Origin of the sequence: Micromonospora sp. NPDC051141 (genome assembly GCF_044455765.1) — a bacterium.
GTDB lineage: Bacteria > Actinomycetota > Actinomycetes > Mycobacteriales > Micromonosporaceae > Micromonospora.
In genome coordinates this window covers 458,972-475,048 of sequence record NZ_JBITFD010000005.1, presented here as the reverse complement: position 1 = coordinate 475,048, position 16,077 = coordinate 458,972, and the positions used below count along the sequence as shown (strand labels likewise).

The 16,077-nt window shown below is 72.9% G+C and carries 8 protein-coding genes and 1 pseudogene; 6 read left to right on the top strand and 3 right to left on the bottom strand.

The genetic code is table 11. From position 1 onward, the window contains the following. Positions 1-23: 23 nt before the first annotated feature. Entirely contained in the window at positions 24-3,662 is a 3,639-nt protein-coding gene (mfd, locus tag ACIA6B_RS13390) for a transcription-repair coupling factor (protein WP_396773089.1), read from the bottom strand. Between the two features lie 234 nt (positions 3,663-3,896). Between mfd and ACIA6B_RS13385 the strand changes: the two genes are divergently transcribed. After that, positions 3,897-4,799, top strand: a complete 903-nt coding sequence (locus ACIA6B_RS13385; RefSeq protein WP_396773088.1) for a cyclase family protein — start codon at positions 3,897-3,899, stop codon at positions 4,797-4,799. A 478-nt stretch (positions 4,800-5,277) separates the two neighbouring features. Beyond that, positions 5,278-5,421, top strand: a pseudogene (locus ACIA6B_RS13380) (GntR family transcriptional regulator); the annotation flags it as partial. On the opposite strand, the gene ACIA6B_RS13375 reads toward ACIA6B_RS13380, so the two are convergent. Beyond that, entirely contained in the window at positions 5,415-6,455 is a 1,041-nt protein-coding gene (locus ACIA6B_RS13375) for a S66 peptidase family protein (RefSeq protein WP_396773086.1), read from the bottom strand. The pseudogene ACIA6B_RS13380 and the gene ACIA6B_RS13375 overlap by 7 nt on opposite strands. Positions 6,456-6,540: 85 nt before the next feature. Here ACIA6B_RS13375 and ACIA6B_RS13370 point away from each other — a divergent pair, with 85 nt between their 5' ends. Both ACIA6B_RS13370 and ppc read left to right on the top strand, forming a co-directional pair. Further along, positions 6,541-7,575, top strand: coding sequence for a hypothetical protein (locus ACIA6B_RS13370; protein ID WP_396773085.1), 1,035 nt, complete (start codon positions 6,541-6,543; stop codon positions 7,573-7,575). 124 nt (positions 7,576-7,699) lie between these two features. After that, positions 7,700-10,486 carry a phosphoenolpyruvate carboxylase gene (gene ppc, locus ACIA6B_RS13365; protein WP_396773084.1) on the top strand — a complete coding sequence of 929 codons (2,787 nt, stop codon included), beginning with the start codon at positions 7,700-7,702 and terminating at the stop codon, positions 10,484-10,486. Between the two features lie 72 nt (positions 10,487-10,558). Here the strand turns inward: ppc and ACIA6B_RS13360 are convergent, their stop codons facing one another. Further along, positions 10,559-11,368 (bottom strand): hypothetical protein, encoded by an 810-nt coding sequence (locus ACIA6B_RS13360; protein ID WP_396773082.1) that lies wholly within the window; start codon positions 11,366-11,368, stop codon positions 10,559-10,561. Between the two features lie 55 nt (positions 11,369-11,423). Between ACIA6B_RS13360 and ACIA6B_RS13355 the strand changes: the two genes are divergently transcribed. Beyond that, on the top strand, positions 11,424-12,602 hold the full coding sequence (locus tag ACIA6B_RS13355; RefSeq protein ID WP_396773168.1) for a DNA recombination protein RmuC: 1,179 nt from the start codon (positions 11,424-11,426) through the stop codon (positions 12,600-12,602). 148 nt (positions 12,603-12,750) lie between these two features. Next, complete coding sequence (locus ACIA6B_RS13350; RefSeq protein WP_396773080.1) at positions 12,751-16,044, top strand: S8 family serine peptidase; 3,294 nt, start codon at positions 12,751-12,753, stop codon at positions 16,042-16,044. The last annotated feature ends 33 nt before the right edge of the window (positions 16,045-16,077 follow it).

Sequence of the window (16,077 nt, the reverse complement as noted above, 5' to 3'; positions counted from 1 at the left end):
ATCCGGCTGTGACGCCGCCCACCTCACCGCGCCCCCGCCCCGGCCGGCTGCGCCGCCGCCGGTTCCCCCAGGACATCCTTCAGGAGCTGGGCGCACCACTCCAACAGCGCCTGGTCGCGCAGCGGCTCGCCACCGATCCGCCGGGTGCTCGGCCGGGGCACGCTGACCTGGTCGAGCGCCTGCTTGTAGACCGAGTCGGGGTGATAGCGCTTGAGCCGCATCTGCTTCGAGTCGGGCAGCGGCAGCGGACCGAACCGGATGTGCTTGCCCTGCATCGACACGTCGGTCAGGCCGTAGCGGCGGGCCAGTAGCCGGAAGTTCGCCACCGCGACCAGGTTCTGCACCGGGGCGGGCGGCTCGCCGTACCGGTCGGTCATCTCGGCCACCACCTCGCGCAGCCGCTCGGCGTCGCGGGCCTCGGCGAGCTTGCGGTACATCTCCAGCCGCAGCCGTTCCACGCCGACGTAGTCGTGCGGCAGGTGCGCGTCGATCGGCAGGTCGATCTTGACGTCCACCTCCTCCTCGGCGCGCTCGCCCTTGAACGCGGACACCGCCTCGCCGACCATCCGCACGTACAGGTCGAAGCCGACGCCCTCGATGTGGCCGGACTGCTCGCCGCCGAGCAGGTTGCCGGCGCCCCGGATCTCCAGGTCCTTCATCGCCACGTACATGCCGGCGCCCAGCTCGGTGTGCTGGGCGATGGTGGCCAGCCGCTCGTGCGCGTTCTCGGTGAGCGGCTTCTCCGGCGGGTAGAGGAAGTACGCGTACGCCCGCTCCCGGCCCCGGCCGACCCGGCCGCGGATCTGGTGGAGCTGGGCCAGGCCGAGCAGGTCGGCGCGCTCGACGATCAGCGTGTTGGCGTTCGGGATGTCGATGCCGGACTCCACGATCGTGGTGCAGACCAGGACGTCGAACTCCTTCTCCCAGAAGCCGACCATCACCTTCTCCAGCGCCTCCTCGCCCATCTGGCCGTGCGCCACCGCGACCCGGGCCTCGGGCACCAGCTCACGGATCCGGCGCGCCGCCCTGTCGATCGACTCGACCCGGTTGTGCAGGTAGAACACCTGCCCGTCACGGAGCAGCTCGCGGTGGACGGACGCGGCCACCTGCCGGTCGTCGTACGCCCCGACGAACGTGAGCACCGGGTGCCGCTCCTCCGGCGGGGTGGCGATGGTGGACATCTCCCGGATGCCGGTGATCGCCATCTCCAGCGTCCGCGGGATCGGGGTGGCCGACATGGCGAGCACGTCGACCGAGGCACGCAGCGTCTTCAGGTGCTCCTTGTGCTCGACACCGAAGCGCTGCTCCTCGTCGATGATGACCAGCCCGAGCGACTTGAACCGGGTGGCCGCCTGGAGCAGCCGGTGGGTGCCGATGACGATGTCGACGGTGCCCTCGGCGACCATCTCCAGCGTCCGCTCGGACTCCTTCGGGGTCTGGAACCGGGAGAGCTGCCGGATGTTCACCGGGAACTGGCTCATCCGCTCGGCGAACGTGTTGTAGTGCTGCTGCACCAGCAGCGTGGTGGGCACCAGCACGGCCACCTGCTTGCCGTCCTGCACCGCCTTGAACGCCGCCCGGACCGCGATCTCGGTCTTGCCGTAGCCGACGTCGCCGCAGATCAGCCGGTCCATCGGGACGGTCTGCTCCATGTCCCGCTTGACCTCCTCGATGGCGGCCATCTGGTCCGGCGTCTCCTGCCAGGGGAACGCGTCCTCCAGCTCCCGCTGCCACGGCGTGTCCGGCCCGAAGTTGTGCCCCTTGGACGCCTTGCGGGCCGCGTAGAGCTGGATGAGCTGGGCGGCGATCTCACGGACCGCCTTGCGGGCCCGGGCCTTGGACTTCTGCCAGTCCGAGCCGCCCATCTTGTGCAGCGTGGGCTGCTCGCCGCCGACGTAACGGGAGAGCTGGTCGAGCTGGTCGGTGGGGACGAAGAGCCGGTCGCCGGGCTGGCCGCGCTTGCTCGCCGCGTACTCGATGACCAGGTACTCCCGGCTGGCGCCGTTGACGGTGCGCTGCACCAGCTCGACGTAGCGGCCGATGCCGTGCTGCTCGTGCACCACGAAGTCGCCGGCCCGCAGTTCCAGAGGGTCGATGGTGTTGCGCCGCCGGCTGGGCATCTTGCGCATGTCGCGGGTGGAGGTGCCCCGGCCGCCGGTGACGTCGTTGCCGGTCAGCAGCACGAACCTGGACGCCTCGTCGACGAAGCCGGCGGTCAGGCAGCCGCAGGAGACCAGCACCTCACCGGGGGCGGGCGCGGCCGGCACCTCCGCCACCAGCCGGGCGCCGAGGCCGGCGTCGCGGAGCACCTCGACGGCCCGCTGGGCCGGGCCGTGCCCCTCGAACACCAGCGCGATCGACCAGCCCTCGCCGGCCCAGCGCTTCAGGTCGTCGACCACCCGGGCGGTCTCACCGTGGTAGAGCGGGGCCGGTCGGGCGGCCAGGCTCACCGCGATGGCGTCGTCGGGCGTGACGTCGACCTCGGCCGGCGCGTCCTCCCAGGGCTGCCGGGCGGGCGCCGCGTCCGCCTCGTCCAGGCCGAACGGGGCGAGTGTCCACCAGGGCTGGCGCAGGGCGCGGGCCTGCGTGCGTACCTCGGCCAGGGTCTTGAAGGCGGCGGCGCCGAGGTCGACCGGGGCCTGGCCGCCGACGGCGGCGGCGGCCCAGCTCGCCTGGAGGAACTCCTCCGAGGTACGGACCAGGTCGTGCGCCCGGGTGCGGATGCGCTCCGGATCGCAGAGCAGCACGTGGGTGCCGGCCGGCATGCAGTCGACGAGCAGTTCCAGCGCGTCGTCGCCGATCAGCGCCGGCGCGAGCGACTCCATCCCCTCGACCGGGATGCCCTCGGCCAGCTTGTCGAGGATCTCGGCCAGCTCGGGGTGCTCGGCGGCGAGCGCGGCGGCCCGCTGCCGGACCTCCGGGGTGAGCAGCAGCTCACGGCAGGGCGGCGCCCAGAGCTGCGGCACGCCCTCGATGGTGCGCTGGTCGGCGACCGCGAAGGTGCGGATCTCCTCCACCTCGTCGCCCCAGAACTCGACCCGGGACGGGTGCTCGTCGGTGGGCGGGAAGACGTCCAGGATGCCGCCGCGCACGGCGAACTCGCCGCGCTTGGTGACCAGGTCGACCCGGGCGTACGCCATGTCGGTGAGCCGGCGGGCGACCTCCTCCAGGTCGGCCTCCTCCCCGGCGGCGAGCTGCACCGGCTCCAGGTCGCCGAGGCCCTTGAGCTGCGGCTGGAGCAGCGACCGGACCGGCGCGACGACCACCCGCAGCGGCCCGGTACGCCCGTGCGCGTCGGCCGAGTCGGGGTGGGCCAGCCGGCGCAGCACGGCCAGCCGCCGGCCGACCGTGTCGGAGCGGGGCGAGAGCCGCTCGTGCGGCAGCGTCTCCCAGGACGGGAAGACCGCCACCTGCTCCGGCGGCAGCAGGCTGCCCAGCGCCGAGACCAGGTCGTCGGCCTCACGGGTGGTGGCGGTGACCGCGAGCACCGGCCGCCCGGCCCCCTGCTCGTCGGCGGCCACCGCCGCGACCGCGAACGGGCGCAGCGCGGCGGGTGCGGTGAGGTCGAGACCGTCGACCTGGGCGGCACCGGAGCGCGCCAGGTCACGCGCCCGGGCCAGCCCGGGGTCGGCCAGGGCGGCGGCGAAGAGTCCGGTGAGCATCAGTGATCACTTCCAGCGCTTGACACGACGACGACCCCGCGTCCAGCCGGACGGGGGGTGCACCCGTCGAGCCTATCCCTCTCCCGTCCCCGCCACCCCCCACGCGCCCTCACCTCCACCCCCATCCCCGCGCGGATTCACGGAAAGAGGGCCCTTCGGGGTGCGGACAAGCACGCTTTCCGTGAATCTGCGGCGCTTCTTGACGGGGTGGAGGGGGCGTGGTGCGGTGGGCGGATGGGTGAGTATCGGGCGGTGTTCGACGCCGAGGTGGTCTTCGCGAACGGGGGCGGTCTGCGCACCGACGGGTTCCGGCTGGACGTGCCCGACCCCGGGATCACCGACGACGAGCTGGCCGCGTTGCTGGTCCGGCACCTCGGGCTGCTCATGGTCGGCGAGGTGCGGATCACCAACCGGACCGTCGTCGAGGAGCCGCACAAGGGCGGGCGCGGCACCGCCGTCCCGGCCACCGGCGGGCGGCGGCTGGTCGAGCTGAGCCACGAGATCACCGAGGGCCTGGTCACGCTGCCCGGCTGGCCGGGGCCGCGGATCACCGACTGGCTCACCCGGGAGACCTCCCGCCAGCGGTACGCCCCGGGCGTCGAGTTCCACGTCGGGCGCATCGACATGATCGCCAACACCGGCACGTACGTCGACACGCCGTCACACCGCTTCGCGGACGGCCCCGACCTGGCCGGGGTGCCCCTGGACCGGCTGGCCGACCTGCCCGGCCTGGTGGTCCGCGTGCCCGCCGGGGTCCGCGCGGTGGACCGCCTGCTGCTCGCCCCGTACGAGGTGGCCGGGCGGGCGGTGCTGCTGCACACCGGCTGGGACACGCACTTCGGCACCGACCGGTACGCCGCCGAGGACGCGCCGTTCCTGACCGGCGACGGCGCTTCCTGGCTGGCCGAGGCCGGCGCGACGCTCGTCGGCATCGACTCGGTCAACATCGACGACATGACCCCGGCCGCGGCCGGTGAGCGCCCGGCACACAGCACGTTGCTGGCCGCCGGCATCCCGATCGTGGAGCACCTGACCGGCCTGTCCGAGCTGCCGCCCACCGGTTTCCGGTTCACCGCCGCCCCACCGAGGGTGGCCGGCATGGGCACGTTCCCGGTCCGCGCCTTCGCCACCGTCTGACGGCTCCGCCTCGCCCGCGCAAGATCCACTCCGCTTCGCCGAGATGGCGGGATCACGGCACCCGCGATGCCACCACCTCGCCGAAGTGGCGGACGCACCCAACGCGATCACCGGCAAGATCCACACCACCTCACCGAGGTGGCGGGGTCAACAGCGCACCGACACCCCCACTTCGGCGAAGTGGAGTGGATCTTCCCGTTCCACCGCGCGCCCCCGCCCGCCCCCAGGGATCACGGCCGGCTTCTGGCGACATCTCGTTCGCGGCGAACGAAAGCTTGCCAAGATCCACGAGGCGACCCAGTGGGTGGAACGCCGTGGGTGTCAAACGGGAGCCGAGACACCCATGGCGTTCCACCTACGGCATCCCGACGCGGTGGGTGGAACGCTACGGCTGTCAGAAGAGTGCTTTGACAGCCCAAGAAACAACGCCTCATCGACACGCTGACCGAGCGCATCGAGTCCGGCGACTTATCCCCCGGGCGCGAAGTTGCCCTCCGGCACCGAACTCTGCGCCGAGTTCGACGTCCCCCGCCAGGTGGTGCGCTCCGCCGTCGACTGGCTCAAGGCACGGGGACTCGTCGAGGGCGCGCCCCGCGTCGGCGTGTTCGTGCGGGGTCAGTAGTGGACGGCGATTCGCCGGTTGATCGGGTCGACCAGGATCTCGCCGCCGTACGGGATGATCAACTGCGGGTCGGTGTGACCGAGGTCGACGTCGAAGACCACCACCGGGTCGTCGACGTAGGGGCCGATCGCCCGCAGGACCGCCGTCCGCTGCGCGTCGCCCCAGGCCAGCCGCTCCGCGACGGACAGCGGCCGGTCGAAGTCCCACGCCTTCGGGCGGCCGACCACGATCGCCGGGAAGCCGGCCAGCAGGCCGCGCTCGCCCAGGTTGCGCACGATCCGGAAGACCTCCTGCGCCGACGGCATCTCCTCCGAGGTCTCCAGCAGCAGCACGGAGCCGGCCAGCGCGGCGGCGGAGGGCACCCGGTCGGCCGCCGCCAACCAGTGCAGGATCTCCAGGTTGCCGCCCCAGGTCCGCCCGCGTACCACCCGGGCCGGGCCGTGCCAGCGCCAGCCCGCGCCGGGCAGCAGCGGCGGCTCCTCGGTCAGCGTCGTGGGGTCCTGCCAGTCGAGCGGCTCGTCGCCCCACTCGGCGGCCGGCGTCAGGTCGTACCAGTCGGAGGTGAACAGCGCCGCGCGCAGCGAGTCGAACGTCAGCGGGTGCGGGCGGCCGGGCCGGCCGAGGTGCACCAGCACCGAGCCGCCGTGGTAGGCCACCATCCCCAGCCGGTACAGGTGGTTGAGCACGTTGGTGTTGTCGGAGTAGCCGAGGTACGGCTTCGGGTTGGCGCGCAGCACGTCGTCGTCGAGATAGGGGGTGACCGTGATCAGGTCGTCCCCGCCGACGGTGGCCAGCACCGCGGTGATCGTCGGGTCGGCGAACGCGGCGGTCAGGTCGCGGGCCCGGTCGCGCGGGTCGGCGCCCATCACGCGGGTGGTCGGATACTCCACCGGCACCAGGTGCAGCTCCTCGCGGAGCCGGCGCAGGCCCAGCTCGTACACGTGGGGGAAGAGACCCGGCAGGCCGGCGGAGGGTGAGACGACCGCGACCCGGTCGCCCGGCTGCGGCTTGGTGGGGTAACGGGGCGTCGTCATGATCCGAACGCTATCGGCGGGCGCCAGCGAATTCCGCCCGACGAAACCGCAAAAATGGGGCACATGCCGGCAATAGGCTGGGCCCGTGGACGACGAGCCGGAGCTGCGGACCCGGGACTGGCTGCCGCGCACGGCGGCGCTGGTGCTCGGCACCCTGGCGCTGGCCAGCGCGTTCATCGCGGCCTACGTCGGCGCGCTGCACAAGCCGGAACCACGCGACCTGCCGGTCGCCGTGGTGACCTCCGACCAGCAGGCGCAGGCCGTGATGACCGCCGTCCGCGCCCGCACGAACACCATCAAACCCGTCGGGTACGACAGTCAGGCCCGCGCCGTCGCCGGCCTCAACGACCGGTCGGTGTACGCGGTGCTCAGCTCCGCTCCGGGCGGACTGACCCTGGCCACCGCCAGCGCCGGCGCGCCGGCCGCCACCGAGCTGGTCACCGACGTGTTCACCCGGGCCGCCCAGCAGGCCGGGGTGCCGTTGCAGGTCACCGACGAGGTGCCGGTGTCCGCCGGGGACCCGCGCGGCCTGGTCCCGTTCTACCTGGCGGTCGGCGTGGTGCTCGGCGGCTACCTGGCCTCCACCGCGCTGGGCATCTCGCTCGGCACCAGCCCGCGCGGGCTGCGTCAGGCCGGGCTGCGGATCGCCACGCTCGCGGTGCACTCCATCCTGCTCGGCACCATCGGGGCGGTGCTGGTCGGGCCGGTGCTGGACGTGTTCGACCACGACGTGGGCACCATCGCGGTGGTCGGCGCGCTGGCCGCGTTCGCGGCCGGGATGGTGGCGGCGGCCGTGCAGGCGTGGCTCGGCCTGCTCGGCACCGGGCTGGTGATCCTGCTGCTGGTGGTGCTCGGCAACCCGGGCTCCGGCGGCATCTACGCGCCCGAGTTCCTGCCCGCGTTCCTGCGCGGGATGCACCGCTGGAACGTGCCCGGGCTCGCCACCGACCTGTTCAAGTCGGCCGTCTACTTCGACTGGCGCGGTGGCGGCTGGGCGTTGACCGGGCTGCTGGTCTGGGTGCTCGTCGGGCTGGTCGGGCTGCTCACCGCCACGGTGTTCCGGGCCCGTCGGCGGGCCGCGCGGACCGGCGCGGGACGGCACGCCGCCGCCGACAGGTGACCGGCCGGCACGTCCCAGAGTGCAGATCATCACGCCGTCCCCCTCCTCCGGCCGGGGCCCGCGCGGATACCATCCAGGGGAGTCGGACAGCGCTGTCCTTCGTCCTCGCGTAAGGAGCGCACCCGTGACCGACCAGCACGACCACGACGGCCCCGACGCCGCTCTCCGGGCCGACATCCGCCGCCTCGGCACGCTGCTCGGGCAGACCGTGGCCCGCCAGGAGGGCCGCCCGCTGCTCGACCTGGTCGAGGAGATCCGCGCCCAGGTCCGCTCCGACGCGCCGGCCGCCGCGCAACGCCTCGCCGGGCTCGACGTCACCACCGGCACGAAGCTGGCCCGCGCCTTCTCCACCTACTTCCACCTGGCGAACATCACCGAGCAGGTGCACCGCGCCCGCGACCTGCGCCGGCGCCGCGCCACCCACGGCGGCTGGCTGGACCAGGCGGCCAAGATGATCGCCGAGCGTGGCGTGCCGGCCGAGGAGATCGCCGCCGCGGCCCGCCGGCTCGCCGTCCGCCCGGTGTTCACCGCGCACCCGACCGAGGCGGCCCGCCGGTCCATCCTGTCCAAGCTGCGCGCGGTCGCCGACGAGCTGGACGCCGAGACCGCCAACGCCATCCTCTACGGCGCCAGCGACGAGGGCCCGGCCAACCGCCGCCTCGCCGAGCTGCTCGACCTGATGTGGCAGACCGACGAGCTGCGGCTGGACCGGCCGGACCCGACCGACGAGGCCCGCAACGCCATCTACTACCTGCGCGACCTGCACGCCGAGGCCGCCCCGCAGGTTCTCGACGACCTCGCCGACACGCTGCGCACGCTCGGTGTCGAGACGTCGCCGACGGCCCGCCCGCTGACGTTCGGCACCTGGATCGGCGGCGACCGCGACGGCAACCCGTTCGTCACCCCGACGGTCACCCGCGAGGTGCTGCGCATCCAGCACGAGCACGGCATCGAGGCCACCGAGAAGGCGATGGACGAGCTGATCAGCGAGGTCAGCGTCTCCCGCCGGCTGCGCGCGGTCTCGCTCGACCTCTCCGCCAGCCTGGCGAAGGACCTGGACGCGCTGCCCGAGGTGGCGCCCCGGTTCCGCCGGGTCAACGCCGAGGAGCCCTACCGCCTCAAGGCCCGCTGCGTGAAGGCGAAGCTGGCAAACACCCGGGAGCGGCTGCGCGCCGGCACCGGCCACGTGCCGGGCCGCGACTACCGGGGCGCGACCGAGCTGATCGCCGACCTGGAGCTGCTGCGCGCCTCGCTGGCCCGCAACTCCGGCCAGCTCACCGCCGTGGGGCGGTTGGCCTCCACCATCCGTACGGTCTCCGCGTTCGGGCTGCACCTGGCCACCATGGACATCCGGGAGCACGCGGAGAAGCACCACGAGGTGCTGGCGCAGCTCTACGAGACGGTCGGCGAGGTCTCCGACTACCCGTCGCTGACCCGGCTGGAGCGCACCAAGCTGCTCGCCGACGAGCTGACCGGCCGCCGGCCGCTCTCCACCCAGGACAGCCCGCTCACCGAGTCGGCCCGCAAGACGTTCGACGTGTTCTCCGCGATCCGCGAGGCGCAGGACCGGTTCGGTCCCGAGGTCATCGAGTCGTACATCATCTCCATGACGCTGGGCGTGGACGACGTGCTCGCCGCGGTGGTGCTGGCCCGCGAGGCCGGCCTGGTCGACGTGCAGAGCGGGCGGGCCCGGATCGGCATCGTGCCGCTGCTGGAGACGCCGGCCGAGCTGAACACCGGCGGCGAGCTGCTCGACGAGCTGCTGTCGCTGCCGGCCTACCGGGCGCTGGTCGCGGCCCGGGGCGACGTGCAGGAGGTGATGCTGGGCTACTCCGACTCCAACAAGGAGGCGGGCATCACCACCAGCCAGTGGTCCATCCACCGGGCCCAGCGCGCGCTGCGCGACGTGGCCGCCCGGCACGGCGTACACCTGCGGTTGTTCCACGGTCGGGGCGGCACTGTCGGTCGGGGCGGCGGCCCCACCCACGAGGCGATCCTGGCCCAGCCGTACGGCACGCTGGACGGCGCGATCAAGGTGACCGAGCAGGGTGAGGTCATCTCCGACAAGTACACGCTGCCGGCGCTGGCCCGGGAGAACCTGGAACTGACCGTGGCGGCCGTGCTCCAGGCCACGCTGCTGCACACCGCGCCCCGGCAGCCGGCCGAGATGCTGGAGCGCTGGGACGCGGCGATGGACGTGGTGTCGGACTCGGCGTTCCGGTCGTACCGTTCCCTGGTCGAGGACCCGGACCTGCCGGCCTACTTCTGGGCCTCCACGCCGACCGAGCTGCTCGGCGCGTTGAACATCGGCTCCCGCCCGGCGAAGCGCCCGAACACCGGCGCGGGCCTGTCCGGCCTGCGGGCCATCCCGTGGGTGTTCGGCTGGACGCAGACCCGGCAGATCGTGCCGGGCTGGTTCGGCGTCGGCTCCGGGCTGGCCGCCGCGCGCACGGCCGGGCTGGCCGACGTGCTCGCCGAGATGAACCGGAACTGGCACTTCTTCCGCACGTTCCTGTCGAACGTCGAGATGATGCTGACCAAGACCGACCTGACGATCGCCCGTCGCTACGTGGAGACTCTGGTCCCGAAGAAGCTGCACCCGATCTTCGCCACGATCGAGGAGGAGTACGAGCTGACCAAGCGGGAGGTGCTGGCGGTCACCGGCTCGCCGGCCCTGCTGGAGAACTCGCCGGTGCTCCAGCGCACGCTCGCGGTGCGGGACACCTACCTCGAACCGCTGCACCACCTCCAGGTGGCGCTGCTGCGGCAGTACCGCGAGTCCGGCGCCGCCGGGCGGGCGGTGGCGACCGCGCCGGGCGGGCGGCGTGCCCCTAACGACGGTACGGCGCTGGAGCGGGCGCTGCTGACCACCGTCAACGGCATCGCCGCCGGCATGCGCAACACCGGCTGAGCAGGTAAGGAGGGGCCCCCGCTCAACGCATCACGCATGGGCGGGGGCCCCTTCTCACACTTCGGGCCGGTGCTACCAGTCGCCGCCGCCGAAATCGCCACCACCGAAATCGCCGCCGCCGAAGTCGCCGCCACCGAAGTCGCCGCCGGCGTAGTCGCCCTGACCGCCGAAGTCGTTGCCGCCGAGGTCGCCGCCGCCCGGGTCGCCGTAGTCCTGGCCGTCGCCGAAGCCGTCCTGGAAGCCCTCCTGGTAGCCGGCCTCGTAGCCGTAGCCCGGGTCGGCGAACGCGGGCGAGAAGAGCGCGTCCGCGATCAGCATGCCGCCGAGCACACCGGCGCCCGCGCCCAGCGCGGTCTTCCACCACGGCGTGGAGTACCAGCCGGCCGGCACCGGCCGGCCCTGCATGTGCCCGCCCGGGTAGTAGTAGGGCGTGTGGCTGCCCGGCTGCGGGCCGGCGCGGAACGTCTGGCCCTGCACGTTGACTTCACGCTCCTTGGTGAGCTGGCCGACCCCGCGGGCGGCGGCCAGCGGCGGCAGCTCCGGGCCCGGGTCGATGCCCATCGCCGTACGCGCCGCCCGGATGTACGCCAGCCCCTCCAGCGCGGTCTCCCGGGCCAACGCGAACTGGTGCGGCGTGCGCGCCTGTTCGAGCTGCGAGCCGGCGGCGTTGTAGCGCTCACCGGCGTCGGCCAGCGCCTGCCGCACCGCCGGGGCGTCGCCGTGCAGGTTCATCAACTGGCCGCCGAGCCGCTCGTACCAGCGCTGCGCCTCGGCCCGCGCGTCGGCCATCTCGTTGGCCCGCCGGGACCTGCTCCCCCACCGCCAGAACACGAACGCACCTCCGAGCATCAGGACCAGGAACAGCCACAGGGCACCTTCCATGACCTCGAACGTACCCAGCTCGCGCACGTCGTACCCGTTTGGCAAGCTCTCCGGCATGAGCTTCTCGACGCTGGCCGTGGTGGTGCTCTGCCTCGCCGCCGGCGGCGCGGTGGGCTGGCTCGCGGCGCGGGCCCGGTCGGCGGCCGACGTGGCCCGGCTGGAGGCGACGCTGGCGGCCACCCGGGAGGGTGAGGGGCGGCTGGAGCAGTCGATGCGCGCGCTCAGCTACGAGGCGACCGCGCAGTCGCAGGAGGCGGTGGCGCGGGCGGTCGCGCCGCTGCACGACTCGCTGCGCCGCTACGAGCAACGCGTCGCCGAGCTGGAGCACGACCGGGTCGACGCCTACGCCGAGCTGCGCGAGCAGGTGCGCGCGATGAGCACGGTCTCCGGTGAGCTGCGCACCGAGACCAAGCAGCTCGTCGCCGCGCTGCGCGCGCCGCAGGTGCGGGGACGCTGGGGCGAGCACCAGCTCCGGCGGATCGTCGAGGCGGCCGGCATGCTGGAGCACTGCGACTTCAGCGAGCAGGTCACCGCCGCCACCGAGCACCAGGGGGTCCGTCCCGACCTGGTGGTGCGGCTGCACGGCGGGCGCACGGTGGTGGTCGACGCCAAGGCGCCGTTCGACGCCTACCTGACCGCGATGGAGGCGCGCGACGAACGCGGGCGGGACACCCAGCTCGACGCGCACGCCCGACACCTGCGGGCACACGTGGACAGCCTGGCCGCCAAGTCCTACTGGACGGCGTTCGACCAGACGCCCGAGTTCGTGGTGCTGTTCGTGCCGGCCGACCCGTTCCTGGACGTCGCGTTGCAGCGTGATCCCTCGCTGTTGGAGCACGCGTTCGCCCGCAACGTGGTGCTGGCCACGCCGGCCACGCTGGTGGCGCTGCTGCGGACGGTCGCCTACTCCTGGCGGCAGGAGGCGTTGGCGCGCAACGCGGCCACCGTCCACTCGCTGGCCCGTGAGCTGTACGGGCGGCTGTCCACGCTGGGCGACCACGTCGGCAAGCTGGGCAGCTCGCTGAGCGGGGCGGTGACGGCGTACAACCGGGCGGTCGGTTCGCTGGAGGCCCGGGTGCTGGTCAGCGCGCGCAAGCTGGCCGAGCTGGGCGTGTCGGGCGACGAGCTGGTCGCCCCGGCGCAGGTCGAGCTGGCGCCCCGGCAGCCGCAGGCGCCGGAGTTGCTGAACGGGTCGTCCACATCGGCCGAACGGTCGGCGGGCATCGACGTCTAACACGGTCGGCATGACGATGACGGCCGATTCTCGTCACGGAGTGGTCACAAAGCCAACCTCGGTAGTGACACAACTCGACACGCCACGAAGGATCTGCGTCACACGCGCCCTGTCCCCTGAAGGGCCCTGTTCTCTGGAGGAAGAGAACGTGAGTCAACCCCGCAATCGGAGCCGGCGCCCCTCCGCCGCGCTCTTCGCCTCGGTCCTCGCGGCCGGGGCCATGACCGTCGGGGGTGGCGCCGCGACCGCGAGCGCGGCCCCCGCCGCCCCCCGACCCTCGCAGCCGACCGCCGCGAAGGCCCTGGGCGCCCACGACGCCAAGTTGCTCGACGCGGCCGAGGCGAAGCACGCGCCGACCGTCACGATGATCATCGCGGCGAAGAAGGGCTCGGCCAAGAAGGTCGTCGACGGGCTGACCGGCCTCGGCGCCACCGTGAGCCAGCGGTACGACCAGGTCGGCTACGTGCTGGCCAAGGTCCCCACGGCCAAGGCGCTCAAGGCCGCCACGCTGCCCGGCGTCGCCGCCGCCGACCTCGACGAGACCATCACGCTCCCCGACCCGACGCCGGAGGCCGCCCCGAACGGCGCCAAGGCCGCCGAGCAGGGTGAGACGCTGGCCGGCCCCGGCGGGGACACCGGCGCGGTCAACCCGTACATGCCGACCAACGAGACCGGCGCGGAGGCGTTCAAGGCCGCCCACCCGGAGTGGGACGGCCGCGGCGTCACCATCGGCATCATGGACTCGGGCGTCGACCTGAACCAGCCGGCCCTCCAGCAGACCACCACCGGCGAACGCAAGATCGTCGACTGGGTCACCGCGACCGACCCGCTCGAGGACGCGTCCTGGCGCCCGATGACCACCGAGGTCACCGGTCCGACGTTCAGCAACTCGCTGGGCACCTGGACGGCGCCGGCCGGCACCTACAAGTTCAACGTGTTCCGCGAGAACATCACCGCCGGCAGCGACGCGCGGGGCGACGTCAACCGGGACGGAGACACCACCGACGCCTGGGGCATCCTCTACAACCCGGCAAACGGTGACATCCGCGTCGACGTGAACCAGAACAACGACTTCACCGACGACGCGGTGATGCGGCCGTACAAGGAGAAGTTCCAGGTCGGCCAGTTCGGCACCGACAACGCGGCCACCGACGTGCGGGAGCAGATCCCGTTCGTGGTCGAGTACCGCCGCAACGTCGACACCACCCCGGTCGGCGGTCCCGGCCTGGTCGACTACGTCAACATCGGCATCGTCGAGAGCACCCACGGCACGCACGTCGCCGGCATCACCGCCGCCAACGACATGCTGGGCAACAGCGCCTTCGACGGCGCCGCCCCGGGCGCCAAGCTGGTCTCCGCCCGGGCCTGCTCGTGGGGCGGCGGCTGCACCGCCGCGGCGCTCACCACCGGCATGGTCGACCTGGTGGTCAACCGCCGGGTCGACCTGGTGAACATGTCGATCGGCGGCCTGCCGGCGCTGAACGACGGCTCGAACGCACGCGCCGTGCTCTACAACGACCTGATCAACACCTACGGTGTGCAGCTGTTCATCTCGGCCGGCAACTCCGGCCCGGGCCTGAACACGGTCGGCGACCCGTCGGTCGCCACCGACGTGGTCAGCGTCGCGGCGAGCGTCAGCAAGGACACCTGGCTGGCCAACTACGGCTCGGTGGTCCGCAAGGACAACTGGCTGTTCAACTTCTCCTCCCGCGGCCCGCGTGAGGACGGCGGCTTCAAGCCGAACATCACCGCCCCCGGCTCGGCCATCTCCACCGCGCCGACCTGGCAGGCGGGCAACCCGGTGCCGGAGGCGGGCTACCCGCTGCCCCCGGGCTACCAGATGCTGAACGGCACCTCGATGGCCGCTCCGCAGACCGCCGGCGCCGCCGCGCTGCTGCTGTCGGCCGCGAAGGCGACCGGCACCGGCGTCACCCCGGCCGCGCTGCGCCGGGCCGTCTACACCTCGGCCAAGCCGATCGCGGGCGTCCCGACGTACGCGCAGGGCTACGGCATGGTCGACGTGCCGGGCGCGTGGAACCTGCTCGCCCAGGGCGTGCCGACCCGCACCTACACCTCCGAGGCCGCGGTCTGCACCGAGCTGTCGCCGAACCTGACCCGCTACGACCGGGCCTCCGGCACGTTCGTGCCGAGCCCGAACGTGGGCGCCGGCGTCTACAACCGCTGCGCCGCCGACCAAGGCGGGCAGAAGGCCAAGGAGAGCCGCTACTACGAGGTCAAGCTGACCCGCACCAGCGGCCCGAACAAGGGCGTCAAGCACCTGGTCGACTTCCGCGGCAACGACGGCACCTGGACCGCCCCCAAGGAGGTCTGGCTGCCGCTGAACTCGACCGTCACCGTCAAGGTGAAGGCCAAGCCGATGACCGTCGGCGCGCACGGCGCGATCATGACCGTCGACGACCCGGCCACCTCGATCGTCGACTTCGAGGTCGCCACCGTCGTGGTCGCCTCGAACGCGGTGACCGGCCCGGCGTACTCGTTCTCGACCAACGGCTCGGTCGAGCGGAACAGCTTCACGTCGTACTTCGTGACGGTTCCGCAGGGCGCGGGCGCGCTCCAGGTCAACCTGTCCGGCATCGCGACCGGCTCGCAGACCCGGTTCATCGCCATCAACCCGTACGGCGTGCCGGTCGAGAGCACCGCGAGCACCGCCTGCTACACCAACTTCTCCGACGCCGCCGCCTGCAAGCCGCAGGAGCGCGACTACCAGAACCCGATCCCGGGTGTCTGGGAGATCGAGGTGGAGTCGCGGCGCACGTCGCCGGCGCTGGACAACCCGTTCACCATCCAGGCCCGGGTGCAGGGTGTGCAGGTGGAGCCCGCCGTGGTCGAGCTGCCGTCGGTGACCGCCGGCACGCCGGCCCCGGTGAGCTGGAACCTGACCAACACGTTCGGCCCGGTCCAGGTGACCGGCGTCGGCGGCCCGCTGTCCAGCGTGCGCGCCGAGCGGCCGACCATCACCGAGGGCGCGACCCAGGAGTACACGGTGGACATCCCGGCCGGGACCACCTCGTTCTCCGCCCGGATCGGCAACACCGCCGACCTCGGCGCCGACCTGGACCTGTACATCTTCCGGGGCACCACCGAGGTGGGCCGGTCGGCCGACGGCGACTCGGAGGAGGCCGTCACGCTGACCAACCCGGTGGCCGCCACCTACCGGGTGGTCATCGAGGGCTACGCGGTCGCCGCGGGCGGCACGGCGTACGACTACCGTGACTCGTTCGCGTCCCCGGCGCTGGGCTCGCTCTCCGCGCCGGCCACGCCGCTGTCCCTGGCCAACGGCGCCACCGCCACCCTCACCGGTGCGGTGACCGCGCTCGCCACCCCGGCCGCCGGCCGGGAGCTGTTCGGTGACATGGCTGTCACCACCACCGAGGGCGCGGTCGTCGGCCGCGGTTCGGTGCAGATCCACGCGGTCAACTAGCCGCTGGTACGACGGGAGCCCCGTCCCCCGGTC

Excerpts from the sequence above, each read along its gene's own strand:
- mfd (WP_396773089.1), bottom strand. The coding sequence starts at position 3,662 with ATGCTCACCGGACTCTTCGCCGCCGCCCTGGCCGACCCCGGGCTGGCC.
- ACIA6B_RS13385 (WP_396773088.1), top strand. The coding sequence starts at position 3,897 with ATGGGTGAGTATCGGGCGGTGTTCGACGCCGAGGTGGTCTTCGCGAAC.
- ACIA6B_RS13375 (WP_396773086.1), bottom strand. The coding sequence starts at position 6,455 with ATGACGACGCCCCGTTACCCCACCAAGCCGCAGCCGGGCGACCGGGTC.
- ACIA6B_RS13360 (WP_396773082.1), bottom strand. The coding sequence starts at position 11,368 with ATGGAAGGTGCCCTGTGGCTGTTCCTGGTCCTGATGCTCGGAGGTGCG.
- ACIA6B_RS13355 (WP_396773168.1), top strand. The coding sequence starts at position 11,424 with ATGAGCTTCTCGACGCTGGCCGTGGTGGTGCTCTGCCTCGCCGCCGGC.